Here is an 18,007-nt window from a genome sequence, read left to right as displayed (position 1 = left end):
TTCGATATGGATTGACTTCCATTATATTATTTATTTTTAAAATTAATTTAAAAATAACGTTTAATCTTACACAAAAGTGGTATTTCTTATTGTGATTTATGATGATAATTTTAACAAAAAATTAAAATTATACGCCATGAAAACATTTAGATTAACATTCGCGCTATTTATTTTATTATCAACATTCACATTTTGCTATGGGCAGGTAGCAGGTGGAACGTTAGTTTCTACTTTTATTGATGATACAAAAAAGGCAATTCAGGACATTTTAAATGATACAGACTTTATGGTATCAAAAAATTCCTTTGAAATTAGACAGCATTTACTTCTTGTTGAAGATAATCTTGAAAAAGTAGGTAATGGATTACTGGATAAAACATTTGATCAACTGGATGACAAAGTCAGACTTACCTTTAATCAGATGAATAATACAGTAAATAACTTTGATATTAAAGCTGCAGGTACTTTAAATAAACTAGATGAAACAATTGGGAATTTAAATGATGCCTTATCTACTATTCCCGGGTCTAAGGCTCAGCCGAGAATATTGAAATATACCCCAAATGCTGTTGGTAGCTCATGGAATAGTAACCTCGTATTTAAGGGATCATTTCTGGGCAAGGCAAAAAAACTTTCTTTGGATTTTAATGGGGTTAAATGCAAATTAGTTTCCAACACAGAAAATCAAATGATCTTTGAATACCCTCAGGCGCTGAAAAATTCGAAATCTGTGGATAAATTATATGGAGATTTAAATTTTGAATATAAAGCTGGGTTATTTTCAAAAACCAAAAAAATCAGTTATAAAGTTTTGGTATTTAATATTCCGGATAAATTTGGAAATTATAATCTGGAAGCAAAAGTGGATGGTGAAGAAATGGAATCCTTTATTAGAAATGAAGAATATAATTATAGAAATGAGCATTGCTCAGGAACAAAAAATCAAACTTCTAATGTAAATGCTAGGGAAGGGTGGATGATCGATTTAGAATCAATAGAAGTAGCTGTTGATAAAACTCAAAACTCTCAATTTAATGGGATTTTTGATAAAACTAAGCATGGTTTTCAACTTAGAGGTTCAGTTGCGAATTCAGGTAGCTGCGGGAAAGTATTTGGTCATATCGTAAGCTATGATGCTAGAGGTAGTTTAAAATTAAAGGTTACCTTTAAAGAATACAGAATAGTACCAAAGATTTCTACAAAACAAGTTCAAGCTGGTGATTTACTGTTTGGTAATAAGATAAAGATTGATTTACCAGAGAAAACGAAGCAATTTACAATATTTCTTACTGATATTAATGGCAAGCAGCATGTGATTAGCGACACAAATAATAGTGAAATGTACGATATAGAATATTTTCCAATCGGTAGTTATATCACAATTGGTATTAAAGATATAAAGCAGATATTTTAAAAGAATACCTCTTTTACTTCTGAACTATTTTATTAGTCTTAATATAAACAAAAAACCTCACCATAAAAATGATGAGGTTTTGTGATCCTTAAAGGATTATCTTCGAACTCTTTAATAAATGATCTTAATTGGATTTTGCGTGTATTTTGTTGATATTCAGTATTTTATCGATAGTTATTAATGGATTGATACGGCAGGCTAGCTAATAGTCTGCCATAAATTCGTACAAAACAGAATTGCTACTAAAAATACAGAAGCCAATACTTTCGCTGCTGTTACTATAGCAATCAATGCTTTCTCTGTTTTCATCTCTAGTGTCTGGTTTTATCCGTAATTAGGATTTAACCATAATTGATCAGCTGGGATTACATTTCGAGCCATACTTAAAAGTCCAACCATTTATTCTTTTGATGGACCTCTTGGCGAGTAAATATCATAAACATACGACCCATATCGTTCGGATCTTTAAAATCTACAAAAGCATTCAAATGTTCCAATTGTAAACGGGAATATTTTATGTGATTATATCAGCGTCCTTATTATTAGTAGCTTTGAAATCCACTCATTTATAAATAAGATAAAAGAAATTTTGAAAAAAAGAGCTTTATATATTCTTAATCATAATGTTCATTGTATTTTTATAATTCATTTTTTCACATGAAAGGGAGGGATTCGAACTAATTCGTTCCAACCACTTTAAAACCATATTTTCAAGTATATTTTAATTTACTGCCATGATTTCGCCACAAAAAAAAATGACTAAATCAACACTATAATTATTCTATAACGACTTCAAAGAACATCCATAACTCTTCAATCTCAAAGATACAATTTTATGTATTATTGGAACGAAAAAATTGTCTGTAACACATTGCTAAAATTAGTTGTTTAAGATTCATTAATAAAAATTATAGGTTGAATATAGCCCTAATGTAATTTTAGGCTAGTCCAAAATATTGGGAACGTCTAACGATTTTTATATCAAAACTATATCAAATCACTAACAATTGTTTTTCGGCACATTTCACTAATTAGGTATTACAATTAGCTGGAATATAATTGCTTTAATTAAATTGGTTACATTTTGATCTAAATTAATATATTGCAATATTAAAAACTAAAATTTAATGGGTCATTATTCCACTTTAATGATTGGCAAACATGAATATTCATGGAAATATGATATTCCTAGCTACCTTTCTTTCTTATTTGATAAAAATGATTTGTATAGTCAAAGTTCCAATGACGATGAAGGATCCAGTAAGATTGGTTTCATAACAACGCGCGAGAAGGCATTAGAAAAGCTCGATAAACTAGGTTTTAACTGGGAAATGATCACTGAAATCTATTCTTTTTTTTATGAGGAAATAAAAGAAAAAGTTTATGAAAATATTATTGACGAATTAGCGGAAAATTCTGGTGAACTTAGTGAAAGTGAAGTTCAAAAGGAGGCAGATAAATTCTTTGCTAAACTCCCCAAATTTACCCGTGGAGAGGAATTAAAAGATTTTGTGAATTTTTTATTTCCATTAATCTCGGCTTCTATCGGCGAAGCATCCAAGGAGGTAAGATCAATGGATGGAAATACGTATCGAATAGAGAAAGAGAAACATTCGTCTATGTTTAATAATTTTTTATTTGAGCCGGGAGATTTTTTTTATCAAAAAGCGCTTATGTTGCCGCCTTGGGTCCAAATTATCGGAAATCTGTTTGAATATGAGATAATGATTGAATATGCTGAAATCATCTCGGTTGTAAAGATTAAGCTATTGTTGGAGGCTGCGGCTCCAACAACGGAAGTTGATCTACAATTGGAAGACATGATTGATAATGAGGAAGAAATTTCTGAGTTTCATATTCAGTCTGCTAATAGATTAATTCGAAAAATTCAACTTTATAATAAGTTCTTTAACTCAATTGTAAATCAAGAAGCCATTATTAAAGACACTTATTTTAAGAAAGAATTGTTGTTGCTTTTAGATGAAATACCTCAACTTAAAAATTCCGCGGAAAAAGGTAGAGCTTTAGAGAATCTTATGGAGATAATTTTTTCCTCTGTTCCCGGTTTGGAAGTTATTTCAAAGCGTGTTAATACAAACGATGAAGAAATAGATTTGCAGATTAAAAACGGAGTTTCTGGCACCTTTTGGTCCTCTCTCACAAGTCCAACTTTCTTTGTTGAATGTAAAAATTGGAGTGCGAAGGTAGGGGCTTCGGAGATGCGTGATTTCGAAACTAAAATTATAAATCATAAAAAACTTGTTAAAGTAGGATTTTTCATATCTGTTAAGGGCTTTACTAAAGAAGTAAACAGTCATTTAAAAAGAGCATCTAGAGAAGATCACCATATCGTATTAATTGATAGTTCTGATCTTTTAGAATTGGCGAACGGAAAGAGTACAACTATTCAGTGGCTCGAAAAGTTAATAATAAGACCTCATTAAACTAAATATGAAGTTAAAAATTACAAAAAGTATTTTATTCACTCCGTTCTAACCAACGTGATTTTTTTTTTTGAGCGTTTTAAGATCGTATTAGAATACTAGTTAATAATAGTCTTGCAATCCTACTAATTGATGCCCAACCGTTCACATTCTTGTATGAATGGCTTTTTTAAAAAACCGCAATCAGACATTAAGTCGGTGTCACATTGATTTATTGAATATTCTAGCCATTCTTCTTTAGTTAGATCGGGTGCTTTTAGAATTTTTTTTGCGCTGTCAAAACCATCTACTAAATCTAAATACCATTTTTTTCCTGTATGTCTGCCTAATATTTTTGCCTTGTACCTTTCTTCAATTCCAAAGACCTCTTTCTAGCTTTCTATTTCTTCTAATCTTCCAGCACAGGACGCATCAATACTGATTTCTTCCTTCCTTAAATTCTTAAAATCTACATTATGAAGATTAACAGTTATTTTTATTTTCCATTCTTCCTGTGAATATGGATAAAATGCTTTTCTTTTAGTAGCATTTTTCGATAAGGGATCGATATTTAATACCGGATTTATTTTTAATTTATATGATGAATTGCACTCATGACACATAGGTGCAAGATTTTTGAAATTAATTGAATTAAATGGATATTGTGCTTTGGGAATAAAATGATCGTATGCCTCTAGTTTTGAATGATCATTTCCCTTTATAGGATTTAGTCCACAAAAAGGACATACACCTTCATGACCGTTAAAATTTTTTTCAATAAAGGCTTTATAATGTAATACTCTAATATCTTTTAGATTTCCAAATTCTTTTAATATGAGTGGTGATTCAGAACCATATAGGCGATCATAAAAAGTTTTTAGGAGTGTCGAAATTTTTCGGTGCTTTTTTTGTAAATCGGTATAATTTATTGGAACTAATGTATTATTGCGACATAAGCGGGCTACATTATTATTAATTTGGTAGCATCTGCTTAATTCCTTCTTTTGGGCCTTTCCTAACTTCAAAAATTCTCCGTATATGTCTTTAACCGCTTTGACAAAGAATTGTGCCCATTCACCTGGATTTTGCTCCAGCTTATTGAAGATTGTTTGTAATTCCGGGTATTGGTCAAATTTTGCAATATTGAACGGGTGGCGAGCTTTGCACCATACCTGTAGAAAAATAAAATCTGAATATTTTTGAAATTTTTCAATTTCGTGATTTATATATTTGTATGTAAAGTGCATGTTAATCCTAAATAAATCCTTTAACTCTATTAATCAGTATAGTTTTCTCAACGGATTCCCCTAATGTATTATTAATTTCCTTAATAAGTTCTTTAGGATCCTCACCGTTTTTATGCCTAATTTCAAAATTTTCCACCGATGAATTAGCTAGATCACCAATAGTATTATCACGTTCGAAAATGTCCATTGTAATGCGGTTAACGGATGCTCCAAAAGTATTAAAATCTGGGCGTTCGACGGTGATCATTTTATCCTTATTTCTCTTGAATATTAACACATTATCTTCAATGCTGTCAGAGATAATAAATGGTGAATGTGAAGAAAGTAGAATATCCCTCATGTTCTGGTTAGATGACTGACGTAAGCACTCTTTTAAAGTAGAAATGAATTGTGCACGCCATTCCGGATTAAAGTGAGTCTCTGGCTCATCAAGCAAAAAGAGAGAATTGGAATCTTTAAATAATAAACATATTCCCATTGCATGTAAAAATTGATGTTCACCATCTGATAATGATTTACTTAAAATTTCATTAACAGCTCCTTTCTTCTTTACCGTAAAATCTTTAAATCTCATTATTCTCTTATCCGACGAAAGAATAGGTACAGTTTCATTTACATAAAGACTTTCAGACATGTATACCTCAACCTTTGTTTCAGTCGAAACATCGTAAAGGTTTAAGGTCAGCAGAATTTGTAATGCTCTGAAAAGCGCAAAAGGATCATTATCAAAATGGGCGCGAAAAGCTTTTTTCATTTCGCTTAAACCAACTTGAACTCCTTGCTGATCTTGTAATATTTCTCCGTTATTATCCCTTATGTCTCGATCAATAAGATAGTCCAGATAAAGTGTGTTTGTTTCGGAATCAAAGAACTGTGTTGTTGAACAACATTGAAGCTTATCTATGGCCATTAAATCGCGTGCAGAGATGTCTTTAGTTTTGAGCAACTCAGTAAGTTCGAAACTCTGATTGTAGTCGCTTTCTCCATCTTCTATAACTCCCTTTTCTAAGTACTGAAATTTTGAAATTTTTATGTCTTGATTAATAATAATGCGAAACTGTGTAATTGCTTCAATTCCAATAGTATTATAGATTGGTTTCAATAATTTTTCTTCCTGCATTAAAAAATTAGTAAGAAAAACTGCCTGACTAAGCTGTGTATCAATGTATACGAATCTTCCTTCGGGTTGAGAATAACCTGTCTCCTCCCTCAGTGCGTTTACATATTCATCATAGTTCAAAAACCGCATTTTAAAGAATGGTAGGCTAAGAATTTCATTTTCTCCGGAGGAATAACCAACTACAAAATCGGGTAGTATTTCTTTTACCTCACGTCTGTTAAGTAGAGTAAGTTTGTTTTCCGTGTCAAAGCGTTGTTTATTCAAACATTTGATTATAGGTGCTTTTTTCCTTTTTTTTATGATTTGAATATGCGCCGTTTCCTCTCTTTCAAATATTTTATTGTGATCAGTAGGTTGGTCATCTTTATTAATTTTCCATGGTACAGGTATTAGATACTCAATTTCAAATGCGTCTGGCGTACAGCTTTCAGCAAAGAAACCTCCAGTATGAACTTTCTCCAATTCTCCTTCTCCATCAAAACCATCCGGTTTATTTGTCAGGTAAATGCATTCAATGTGGTAGAAAATGGCAGCAAGCAGTTCTAAAATATTTGATTTTCCACAACCATTTTTTCCAACTAAACAGTATGGCATAAAGTCCCATGCTCTAGATTTATAAAATTCGTTCAGAAAGTCAACTTCAAAACCATTATGCAAGCTTCTAAAGCTGTCATTCAGTTTTAATCTAAGTAGTTTCATTGATAATGATTTCTATTTGTTTTGTCTTGTCGTTAAATTGTTGTCGAACAAAAGGTAGTTCCTCTTTCAACCACTTAAATACTAAATTACATATTTCATCATATGAAGGAATTGTCTCAAACGGAAAAGTGGTTAACTCGTTCCAGAGCTCTCTAAAAGTGAATGAGTCTTTAAACTTACCCCGAACAATCCTGTACTTAACATAGTCTTCTGTAAATGGGATATCACCTTTTAGCCGTAGCTCAGTATCAAGTTGACGGATCATGTTGTCAATTTCAGGTGGAGCACCTGTATGGGGAAGGTTTCTGTGGTAATCTGCAATATTTTCATTAATCTTAGTTATGGCGGGATCTTCTTCGGGCTGAATTTCTTCGGGTATCACATTATCAAAGTCATCTGAGTTGAAATAGAGTTCGCCCATACGAGTTTTATGAATAATCATACTTTCAATTGCTTGTATTGAAACTAAATTCTGTTCAAAGTATGAGCGCAGTTTTTCAATGTTTTGGACTCTTTTGGAAAATTGATCTTGTATTTTTTTACTCGGAAGTTTTACGGTGTAATTATAGATCACAGAGCGATTAAGGGATGCAACTTGTTTACTCCCGAGAAAATTCATGGTAAAATTGAAAAAATCGTGTGATAATAAAATGTATCTTATGTAATGTTTATTTGCAGTTGTTTTTTCGACTAAAAATGGGTAAATATTAGTATTGCAGAAACCTTTGAAATTAGGGGTTGCAATTCTATTTAGATCACTAATTTTTCTGGAGAACAAAATATGTTCTTCTGTGAAGTAAAACTTACTATTTACCGATTTTGAATGATGACTTTGATCAGATTTTATGATATCTCCACTAATAGGCGTTATATTATTTGGTGTTATAAAGGGCAGATCCGCACTATCGATAATATCACTTTTTTTTAAATTAGTTTGAATTTCAATAATTTTATTAAAGGAATAATGTTTTTTAGCCTGCTTCTGTGTTTCAAGAAAAAGACTCTGGCTAAGAAGATCACATAGCTGAATACTTTTTGAACGTCTATGACCAACCTTAAGTGCTCTATCGTAAATGTCAACTATTTTTACCTGATCTTTTATCGAAGGTATTTTGACCGGATAATTTTCAATAAAAACTTTTGTAATTAAGGGGGTAGGACTAGTTCCCGAAAAATGACGTACAATATCCTTCTGAATTCCTTGTAAAAGAATATATAGGTACTCATTTAGCAGCAATTTTGTGTTCCCGAATTTGAAGCAGGCGACATATTGATTAAAAAAACCTTTTTCATCAAAAGAATATACGAATGTTTTTCCAAGGGAAACACCAGACATAGAAATAAGTACATCTCCTTTTTCTACCGTGAACCTTTCAAATCTTTTTAAATCATTAGATTTGAGGGTTTCGTGGGGGTTTTTAATTTTGTCACCTATATCGGCAGGTCTTATTACTGGAATGCCCTCTTTGACGAAATGTTCGCTCTGAAAGGGATATCCGATCTGTAAGGAACATAATTCACCTAATTTATACTCTTTTATTTCCATCACAGTAATAGACCTTTTAACTCACTAATTTCTTTTTGGATCTTTAATTCATTCTTTTCAAGCTCATTAAAAATATCTTTAAAACTCTGGAATTCGAATTCTTCAGCTAAAACATCTTTGTATTTTTGAAAATCTAAGTTATAATTAGCTTCTCGTAAGTCTTTTTTATCAACAAAGAAGCATTGTGACGATCTATCGTTGTCATTATTTTTATCTCTGTTTTTAAAGCGCAATATTACATCGTTTAAATCTCCGTAATCTCTTGAACCGTCAGAAAAATATTTTGGCAGACGTTTATCATCTAGTGTGAATCCATCATCTTTAATATGATAAAACCAGGTTTTTTTTGTTGCGTTACCTTTTTTAAATATCAGTATTGCCGTTTGAACCGATGCGGTTGGTCTAAAAACGCCCTTTGGCAAAGATAATACAGCGATTAGTTGTGCTTCTTCGACAATTTTTTTCCGAATTTCTACAAATGCTTTAGTAGTGTTGAAAAGAGTATTATGTGGGACAATTATAGCGGCTGTACCATTTTTTTTAAGCATATTGTAGATCCTTTCCAAAAATAACAATGGCACTCGGTTCGTTTGCAATTTTAGATTCCTATCTATATTTCCTTTGTCAATTGTACCGCTAAATGGAGGATTCGACATTACCATATCGAATAGCTCATCTTTTAGTAAATTTTGGCTCAGGGAATCTTTATAAGTAACTAGTGGATTGTTAATTCCATGCATCATCAAATTCATCAGCGATATTCTGACCATGTGAATATCTAAATCAAATCCCTTTAAACTGTTACTTAAATTTTCTTGATGTTTTTTTGTTGTTTGAGCGGACAATGAGATGCTATAAAATTTATCAAAATCAACAATAGCATTCTCTTTATCATCGGATATACTTAACTTATGCACTATATGACTATTGGCACCAATGAGAAACCCACCCGTCCCGCAGGCAGGATCAGCTATTTTTTGACCCAAAGAGGGTTCTAATAGTTCTACAATAAGTTTTATAATATGTCGTGGGGTTCTGATTTGACCGCTGTTACCAGAGATGACTATCTGACTTAAAACACTTTCGAAAATATCACCAGTATTAAAATCTTTAGAATTTAGATTATCAACGTCGAGCTCTTCAAATATTAAGTCTATCAATAATGTAACTTCGTTGAGAACTGCGGGATTCTCAATCATAAGTACAGCATTGGATTTATCGGACGATTTTAAATAATTGCTATTTAGTGAGAGAATAAAGGGATAGACATTAAACTTAATATGTTTTAGCATTTCCTCCGGCTCCATTTGCTTGAAGTATGACCAGCGCAATTCATTTTTGGTCCTCGGTTTTTTATCCTCTATTAATTGCTGCTGTAGTGCTTGTGTTTCTTCATATTTGAAGGTTCCTCCTTCTGCGATGTAAAGTTTTTCGTCAATGTACGGAATGTACGTTCCACTAAAAATAGACCCATTCGAATCTTCCGCAAAAAATAAATTTCTACGATCTAAGTCTTCTATTGTTTTAATAAAGAAAAGAAAGGTGATTTGCTCTATTGCCAAAAGTGAGTTGCCGAACCCGGCACGCCACATCGCATTCCATAATGTATTAATATGATCCTTAATTATTTTATTTTCTAACATACATAAGTACTTTAATAATTTCAAAATATCTAAATGAATAACCTGTAATCATAGCTTCGGCCCTCGTAACGTGCAAGTAATTTTCCGATTCGAGCGATCTGGTTGGAAGAGTCGATTGTGGACGGTAGCTTTGAATACAAGTCCAGTGAATTCCAATTCATCTTTGTCAATCCAAGGATTTCGGTGGCTATCAAGTCAATATTTGACTCCCCATAATGTTTTGTAATCTTAATTGGAGCAGGAATACTTCTTCCTCCTAGATAAAACTTATAGTTAGGCTGTTTGACAGATGGGACAATGCCATGCGTCCATAAAAGGGCTGTCTTTTTATTTGTTACAATACAGGTGCCCCTTGAAATTGGAAACTTGTCGACCTGAAGATTGTTCTGGTAAACACTCATTGCAACAAACTTAACATCAATATCGTAGTTTATTTCGATCAGATCGATTTTCTTTATACCCGCTTGATTAAGGCTTGCTCTAATACCGTTTATTTCGTCCGTCGTGAATCTCGTCCTTTTATGAATTACTACTCTTTCGGGTAGTGTATCGAGGGATTGGTAAAAAAGTTCCCGTATGGATACTCCAAATTGGAAGGCATCTTTATAAGAGAGATAGGGGTTATTTTGTTTGTCCAAAACATAATTATCTATTTTTGAAAGTCTGTACTTCAGCCCCTGGCCATTGGAATCGTATATATGGCTGCATCCGATGACGATCTCCTGTTTGTGCTTTATTCTGGAAATGCTATAACCAATTCCTGCATATGCGGTTTTCCTTTCTTGGCTATTTAGAATCCACGGTGTTCTCAGCGATTTGACATAGAAAGATAATGAGAGCCACCAGTAGATTTGGCACTTCAGTTTATCCTCTAATGTATCTTCCCTAATAAGCTGGGTGGACATACCAATGGAAGCAGCAAACGCTTTAATATTGTCATGGAGATCAAAGCTTTCGGTATCATTGATGTAGCTTTCAAAAGGTTGCCATTCCTCAGGAATAAATATTACAACGGAACTTGAACCTTGGATAGCAGATATTTTTTGAATGCGGTCCTTTATAATTTGCGCCAGTGCAACCGCATTTTCATGTGTCTGTTTTGAATTGTCACCAACAAAGTTGATGTCCATCCATGATGAACTGTCTTGGGCAATGGGGATATTTATGGGGATGTTGTAGGCTGCGAAAAATCCGGGATAATCGATGAGATAGTCCGTATTAATTCCTTGGGTTGGATGTTTGGAATTCAAACCCGAAAGAAAGCTAAAAAATCGTTGTGCGTATTTAGAGCCACAAATCACCGATAAATTTATCTCGTTGGAATTTATAATGCCATTAAGATTAACATCATAAGGACGGTTATTGATGAGACCGCGCATAGGGTGGAAGTCCCTGAAATCATTGTTACTTGAGGTATTTTTAAAGATTAGCTGTGGCTCCAGAAACTGGACTCCGCGAAATTGGGTCTGTTTTCCGTTGTAGTTTTGTGGAGTATAAGAACGGTACTTACTGTCGAGTACATCAATTTCACCATACGCTGTGTTGGCACTTATCTGGAACTCAAAACCTGTTCCGGATTTTGTGGGATATTCGAATATAAGCTTTTTATGACCGAACAGAACACCATTCCAAAAATGCAGTTCGTTGTCATATTTATCGTTATAGAGCTTTTCTAGGATGCCCTTGCTTACTTGCTGTTTCATTGTCTTGGAAACTTCTGTGGGAGATTCTAAGTGTATTGTCGGAGCCAAGGCCAAATAGGCATATTTTTTATCAAAATAAAGTGAAAGGTACAGCGCATTATGAACGGATGCATCACCAATCTGGCTTTTGGCATCTTTGAGCCATATTCTGTCCTTGAAATTGGATCGCACCTCTCCGCTAGCACAAAAATACTTTGCAACAGCCATTAACATCAGATTTTTAAAAGCGGTTACATTCGCAATGTCGTGGTTGGAAATCTGCTCACGCACAACCTTGGACTGTAGATAAGGTCTAAAAACAAAACTGATTTCACTTAGGGATCCAAGAGCGAATACTTTACCCTTAAACGGTACGGCCGATATAGTTGTATTTTCAGTGAGCTTACGGAGAAAAGCCCATGGTCTGTTATGTCCGTAATCTACTTGAAACTGGAAGACTTCTTTAGGAAACACGATGGGATGGAGGTTGCTTTTAATATACTTGTCGGTCTTGCTGAAATCCAGCTTAAAATCGGTACTAATCGTTTCTTCCTCATCTGAAGTTTCCAATACCTGTTGAATTTGATCGGATATACTCTTGTTATCCTCAAATATTGTCTTTGAAAGATGTATCAATGTCTTGTCAAAGCCATCTGTCGAAATATAATAGGCTTCTCTGCCCGAGGCTCTCGCGTACCAAATCAGATCCTCTACCTCTTTATTAATGTTGTCACCGTATCCGCACCAGTAGAGGCGTCCAGTTCCCCTTTTCGAGAAAGCAGATTTAAGGGCGTTCATCAACGAGACATCACGTCCGCTATATCCGGCAACTATAAGATTTTTGTCCGTATGGTAGTTTCCTAAATGTTCTTTAAAAATTTCATCCTGAGAATCTAGTTCCTTATCAGTATTTTTTAATGTTGTATATTTATAGTCGCCGTGCAATGCAATACAAAGCAGTTCTTTTGTGCTTTGGTTTCTAAAGATCCGATCCGCATTATCTAGTGTTATTTCAATCGGGGTAAGATTATTTTGATGACCAGCCCTCACCATTAGGCCATCAAAATTGGTTGTCCATACTGATTTCACGATTCCCTGTCCAGCCAAAAAACAAAGTAGTTTGTAGCCAATGTATGGGTTCTTGCCTTCAATCAGACTTAAAAAATACTTTCGCCTGTCCTCAGCTATTGGATATGCCTTTTCTGCATAAAATGAATATTCTTCGTTGGTATCAAAATCTGGAAAGCCACCGTGGTTATCCAGCCATTTTTGAATGCTCTGACGAACACCTTCATTCCTGTGATTCTTATAATATTCAGCAGCATTCAGATTCTTAGAAATGTAAATGTCTCTTTTCCATTCCCAAATACAATCATATGCGGATTGTATGCCAGAACTTATAGAGGCACCCGCACCAAGCAGGAAAGAATGAGGAACATCAATATTTCGTTTTATTGAACGCAAAAATGCATCGTAATCTAAATATAAATTTTCTTCCATTAAATATTATAGGTGTAATAGGATAGAGCAGCACAAAGCTTTTTGTTTTACTCTGCTTAAGTTTTATAAATATACCAAAATTTTTCTTCATCAGAGAGTACGCAACCCTAATAATGGGATTGGTATACTCGGTTTTTTGAATCGATAAAGATATGTCTGAAAATCTAAAAAACTTTACGGTTTTCCGTAGTATACACTTAATAGTTTTATTGAAAGGAGTAAACTTAGTTAGCGTCAACTTTCATTAAATGATTGTTTGCCAAATTTTATTTTTTATAGTATTATATAAAATTTTTATAGAAAATTATGTATGATTCTGATCTCTACGCATATCTGAACCATCCTTTTCAGAATAGCATAAAATCCACTATTTTAGTTATTTTCAAATTACTGCCATGATTCTGCAATAAATATAAATTATGCCATTAGCATCAGTAAAACAAAATCAAAGCGAAGCGTAAAAGCTATTTGTTAAAAAGTGTATATAAACTCGTCAAATAAACTGTTCTGTTTTTCGTTTAAATATATAAGAGTTCTAACTAAAGGACTTTAATTAATACTCATGCTATGCAAGCCGTTTATCTGTACATACGAGTTAGTACTGATGAACAGGCTGTAAAAGGATATTCCCAACGCAGCCAGTTGGACCGACTTGTGCTTTATTGTAAAGATCACAATCTCATTGTTACCAAAACCATTTTCGAAGACTATTCAGCGAAAACATTCAACCGACCGGAATGGAACAAACTATTCGCTGAACTTAAGCTCACTAAAAATCAATCTTCACTTATTCTCTTTACTTATTGGGATCGATTTAGCCGCAATATTATGGACGCTTATAAGATGTTAGAAAGATTGCAGAATATGAAAGTCTCCATTCAGGCAATTGAACAGCAGATAGACTTCTCAATCCCAGAAAGTAAAATTATGTTGGCGATGTATTGGGCTACTTCTGAAGTAGAAAACGATAAAAGAAGCCGTAACGTGCGTTTGGGAATGCAAAAAGCAAGACTGGAAGGAAGATGGATAAATAAAGCTCCTCTAGGATATAGAAATAAAATCACATATGATGGAAAAAAATATATAGCCATCTATGAGCCGGAAGCATATGTTATCCGTGAGGCTTTTACAGCTATAGTAAGACAAAATAAATACTGTTTAAAAGATATATACAAAGAAGTGGTATCAAATGGACTTAATTGCAGTAGAAGTGCTTTTTACCGATTGGTAAGAAATCCTATTTATTGTGGTAAAATAAAAATTCCGGCATTTGAAGATAAACCTGAAAAAATTGTTGAAGGTACTCATGAGCGTCTTATACCTGTAGTCTTATTTGATCAGGTTCAAAGAATAATAAAAGACGCGGATTTGAACCATCCTAAGAAATTAACTTCAAAAAGGATAGCTAATGAAAATTTAATTTTTAGAGGTGTTCTACAATGTCCTAATTGTGGAAAGACACTGACAGGGAGTGGCTCACAAGGCCACATTAAAAAATATTATTATTACCACTGTATGGGACACTGTTCATACCGGGTAAGAGCTGACCTTATCAATTTGAGTTTTCTTTCATTTCTTAAGAAGAATAGAGTAGTAGAACCATTTTTAGAGCTTGCAGATAGTATTTCAAAGGAAATTTACCGTGAAGGGCATCATGACTATACCCAGAAAAAAGAGGAAATAAAGAAAGAGATGGAAAAGTTGATTGATAGAGGATTCAATGCACAAAAGCTATTTTCAAATGGAAATATTGACTATGATGATTATATACTAATAAGAAGTCGTTGCCAGGAATCTTTAAAAGATAATACTGATAAATTAAGACAGCAGGCTTTAAAAATAGTGGCTGAAAAACATACAGAAAAGGGAACTGATTACATAATTAACAACTTAGGGGAGTTTTATGAAAATTCAGATACTATAACCAAACAGAGAATTATCAGGTTGTTTTTTCCGGAGAAAGTAAAAGTAATAGAAGGGAATATTGATAAAATGCTATCAGAAACTGTTAAGGTCATATTTGGATTAACTGCTTTGGCATCGAAAATCAAAGAAACCCATGGTCAGCAGATAGAGCAAAGAATAGTTGAATTTTTTAAAGAATTATATTTTTTAGGGTATGAACAAAACTTGAAAAATATCTAAAAATAAATATATTGAACATAGGTTATAGAATACATTTAAATAAAATTAAATTGTCATAATTACTTTAAAAATGAATTGAAATAATTTTCTTATTAGCATCTAATTTCGTTTTGTTTTTAAAAATTTCGCAACCTTTCTGAATAACTTGACAGGTTTTGAACTTTTGCTTCCGAAGAATATATGATTTGTTTTAAATGCTTGTTTTTCAATGTTTTAATTTTTTGTAGAAAGTTCGAACCCTGCCTGGGTCGTTGTATTTTTAAAGAGTTTTAGCGTCAAAACAAACTGAAAAAGATAAAATATTTGTTTTTATAAGAAGAAATTTTGCTTTAGAAAATAAGGTAAAAGGGTGAAAAATACTCTAAATAGACTGAATAACAAGGATTTATAAATAAAATGACACCATTTGGCCTAAATTGTCCTAATGGTGTCATTAAGTGAACTTGGAAGGATTATCATCGAATCAGTTGCTAGTAGATTTGAACTGGATTTTGCGTATATGTAATTGAAAATTAGTTCTTTATGAAAATTGCGAAAAGGTTCGAATCCTGTTAACTTAAGTTGACTGAAGTTTGTTTTCGAACCTTTTCATTTAATAATTAATTTTTTCATAATTTATCTGTTTGATAATTAGGTGTTTATGTTGAATTTTGCTTGGTTCGAATCCTGTCACCGTAAGCATTAGCCCGTTAATTATTGAATAAAAGTTACAATTTTGAAATTTAGAGTTGGCAATTAGCCAACTCTATTTAGTTTTTAGTAAGGTATATAATTTTACTGTAGAGGTAACGGAAGCTGCATAAAATTTAGAAAATCAATTGTACTTTTATACGCTGGATGGTAGGAGGGAGTATATTTTATATAACCAAAGGTTTGAAGTTGTTTGAAATATTTGTGATAGGTGGGTGTTGTTAAAATATGAGAGTGAAACATTAGCTTACTTCTGCTGACATTTATAGAATCAGTTTCACTTTGGTTTTGTAGGTACGCTAGCTTAAAAATGCCTAATAACAAAGAAACGTGATAGACATTAAGACGTTGATCTTTGCTGATTGAAGCCAAGTACTCCAACATGATATCTCTTCTATGCTTTTCCATTTTCAAATAAGTTTTTTAAATCATGGAGGTTATAATAGTATGATCCCAAAATTTTTTTAAACCGTATTTTTCCTGTGATACGGAGGTTCTGTAAAGTTCCGGCAGATATGTTCATAAACTGGCGAGTTACTTTACTGCGTATCCATTCGACATCTGAGTTATTCGAGTTTGGAATAACAGTCATTTTTTCGTCTAGCAGTTTTTCAATTTCTTTTAGTAATTGCATTTTAAACTGCGCAAGGTCTGCTTTAGTTAGTACTTCTAATGTTTGCATAATTATCTATTACTAGTTATTGATAGTTTTTTATAGAACAATAATCCACATTAGTATTGACTAATTTTTATTATATCAATATTCGTGAAACCTTGATTTATATTTGTCGAGCATTGGAAAATTTATATTAAAAATGTTGAGGCATTGTGCATTATAGTTTCTTTTGGAGGTATTTACATTTTTCACATTTTGTGTTGCCTCAAAGTTCTACGATAAAAATGCTATAGAGGAGAGATTGCTAATAGTTGCTTATTTTGTCCTACTATTTCCGTTGTGTGATCTTGATTTATCTCCTGCTAATTCAAGGATTGCCTGAACTCCAAGGGAGAAGTACTGGTTTTTATTTTAAATAGTTTGCTGAAAGACTGCGGATGTTCAAAACCCAGTTCGTATGCAATTTCACTTATTGTTAGTTCGGTTGTAGTGAGTAGCTCTCTTGCTTTTTCAATGAGCTTTTCGTGGATGTATTGCTGTGCACCTTTACCGATAAGGGAGCGCAGCATGTCACTAAGATAGCCGGGCGAAATATGTAATTGATCCGAAAGATATTGCACTGTAGGAACTCCCAAACTAAGTGTTTTCTGATTAAGATAATCATCCAGAATTTTTTCTGTCTTTTCCAAAATATCATTATTCACCGCTTTTCGGGTAATAAATTGACGCTTGTAGAACCGATTGACATAACTGAGCATCAATTCTATCTGGGCAAGAACGACTTCCTGACTGAATTCATCGACGCGGCTGTTCAGTTCCCGTTCCATAATCTGGTAAACGGAGAGGATGATTTCTTTCTCTGTATCTGATAAATGAAGTGCTTCATTGGACGAATAAGAAAAGTATCCATATTGCTTGATCTTTTTTGCCAAAGGATGGCCCAGTAAAAAATCAGGATGGATAAGCAATATATAACAATAGGTATTGCTATTATAATCTGTACTACCTACCAATTGATTAGGAGCAAAGAACAACATACTGCCCTCATTGAAATCGTAATAATCTTGTCCGTATTTCAACCTGCCGCTGTTTTTGGTAATAAACGTTATTTTATAAAAACTCAGGACGTCGTAGATCGGTGCCATCTCGGTATTGAAAGGATTACTTTCATTAAAATGAACGAGACTGATCAGTGGGTGCTGTGGTGCGGGCAATCCAAAAGCCTGATGACTTTCCGATATTGATAGAAAACGGATCAATTTATCGTCTTTTCTTTTCATGT

At 33.2% G+C, this 18,007-nt stretch carries 10 protein-coding genes; 3 read left to right on the top strand and 7 right to left on the bottom strand.

What is annotated here, in order from left to right:
* Positions 1 to 136: 136 nt before the first annotated feature.
* On the top strand, positions 137 to 1,414 hold the full coding sequence (locus DRF65_RS11640; protein WP_123947330.1) for a hypothetical protein: 1,278 nt from the start codon (positions 137 to 139) through the stop codon (positions 1,412 to 1,414).
* 1,127 nt (positions 1,415 to 2,541) lie between these two features.
* Positions 2,542 to 3,858 carry a restriction endonuclease gene (locus DRF65_RS11635; RefSeq protein WP_115970927.1) on the top strand — a complete coding sequence of 439 codons (1,317 nt, stop codon included), beginning with the start codon at positions 2,542 to 2,544 and terminating at the stop codon, positions 3,856 to 3,858.
* A gap of 371 nt (positions 3,859 to 4,229) precedes the next feature.
* Here DRF65_RS11635 and DRF65_RS11630 read toward each other — a convergent pair whose 3' ends face one another.
* The 5 genes from DRF65_RS11630 to DRF65_RS11610 are packed head-to-tail and all read right to left on the bottom strand — an operon-like array spanning position 4,230 to position 13,274.
* Entirely contained in the window at positions 4,230 to 5,084 is an 855-nt protein-coding gene (locus tag DRF65_RS11630) for an HNH endonuclease (RefSeq protein WP_115970926.1), read from the bottom strand.
* 7 nt (positions 5,085 to 5,091) lie between these two features.
* Positions 5,092 to 6,903 carry a restriction system-associated AAA family ATPase gene (locus tag DRF65_RS11625; protein WP_115970925.1) on the bottom strand — a complete coding sequence of 604 codons (1,812 nt, stop codon included), beginning with the start codon at positions 6,901 to 6,903 and terminating at the stop codon, positions 5,092 to 5,094.
* Entirely contained in the window at positions 6,890 to 8,449 is a 1,560-nt protein-coding gene (locus DRF65_RS11620) for a restriction endonuclease subunit S (RefSeq protein ID WP_115970924.1), read from the bottom strand. The genes DRF65_RS11625 and DRF65_RS11620 overlap by 14 nt, the downstream gene beginning before the upstream one ends.
* A complete protein-coding gene (locus DRF65_RS11615) occupies positions 8,449 to 10,092 on the bottom strand; it encodes an HsdM family class I SAM-dependent methyltransferase (RefSeq protein ID WP_115970923.1) in 1,644 nt (547 codons plus the stop codon). The genes DRF65_RS11620 and DRF65_RS11615 overlap by 1 nt, the downstream gene beginning before the upstream one ends.
* A 29-nt stretch (positions 10,093 to 10,121) precedes the next feature.
* The gene (locus DRF65_RS11610) at positions 10,122 to 13,274 is read right to left on the bottom strand and encodes an SIR2 family protein (RefSeq protein WP_115970922.1); all 3,153 of its coding nucleotides are present in this window, start codon (positions 13,272 to 13,274) and stop codon (positions 10,122 to 10,124) included.
* 567 nt (positions 13,275 to 13,841) lie between these two features.
* Between DRF65_RS11610 and DRF65_RS11605 the strand changes: the two genes are divergently transcribed.
* On the top strand, positions 13,842 to 15,419 hold the full coding sequence (locus DRF65_RS11605; RefSeq protein ID WP_115970921.1) for a recombinase family protein: 1,578 nt from the start codon (positions 13,842 to 13,844) through the stop codon (positions 15,417 to 15,419).
* Positions 15,420 to 16,503: 1,084 nt separating this feature from the next.
* Here DRF65_RS11605 and DRF65_RS11595 read toward each other — a convergent pair.
* A complete protein-coding gene (locus DRF65_RS11595; RefSeq protein WP_115970919.1) occupies positions 16,504 to 16,791 on the bottom strand; it encodes a DNA-binding protein in 288 nt (95 codons plus the stop codon).
* A gap of 296 nt (positions 16,792 to 17,087) precedes the next feature.
* Positions 17,088 to 18,005, bottom strand: coding sequence for a helix-turn-helix domain-containing protein (locus tag DRF65_RS11590; protein ID WP_115970918.1), 918 nt, complete (start codon positions 18,003 to 18,005; stop codon positions 17,088 to 17,090).
* Between the last annotated feature and the right edge of the window lie 2 nt (positions 18,006 to 18,007).

The sequence above is a fragment of the Chryseobacterium pennae genome, assembly GCF_003385515.1.
Classification (GTDB): Bacteria; Bacteroidota; Bacteroidia; order Flavobacteriales; family Weeksellaceae; genus Chryseobacterium; species Chryseobacterium pennae.
Note: the sequence above shows the minus strand (reverse complement) of the source record. Positions and strands in the feature narration are given on the sequence as shown.

What these genes read in the sequence shown, in the direction of transcription:
- DRF65_RS11640 (WP_123947330.1), top strand. Translation starts at nt 137, where the DNA reads ATGAAAACATTTAGATTAACATTCGCGCTATTTATTTTATTATCAACA.
- DRF65_RS11635 (WP_115970927.1), top strand. Translation starts at nt 2,542, where the DNA reads ATGGGTCATTATTCCACTTTAATGATTGGCAAACATGAATATTCATGG.
- DRF65_RS11630 (WP_115970926.1), bottom strand. Translation starts at nt 5,084, where the DNA reads ATGCACTTTACATACAAATATATAAATCACGAAATTGAAAAATTTCAA.
- DRF65_RS11625 (WP_115970925.1), bottom strand. Translation starts at nt 6,903, where the DNA reads ATGAAACTACTTAGATTAAAACTGAATGACAGCTTTAGAAGCTTGCAT.
- DRF65_RS11620 (WP_115970924.1), bottom strand. Translation starts at nt 8,449, where the DNA reads ATGGAAATAAAAGAGTATAAATTAGGTGAATTATGTTCCTTACAGATC.
- DRF65_RS11615 (WP_115970923.1), bottom strand. Translation starts at nt 10,092, where the DNA reads ATGTTAGAAAATAAAATAATTAAGGATCATATTAATACATTATGGAAT.
- DRF65_RS11610 (WP_115970922.1), bottom strand. Translation starts at nt 13,274, where the DNA reads ATGGAAGAAAATTTATATTTAGATTACGATGCATTTTTGCGTTCAATA.
- DRF65_RS11605 (WP_115970921.1), top strand. Translation starts at nt 13,842, where the DNA reads ATGCAAGCCGTTTATCTGTACATACGAGTTAGTACTGATGAACAGGCT.
- DRF65_RS11595 (WP_115970919.1), bottom strand. Translation starts at nt 16,791, where the DNA reads ATGCAAACATTAGAAGTACTAACTAAAGCAGACCTTGCGCAGTTTAAA.
- DRF65_RS11590 (WP_115970918.1), bottom strand. Translation starts at nt 18,005, where the DNA reads ATGAAAAGAAAAGACGATAAATTGATCCGTTTTCTATCAATATCGGAA.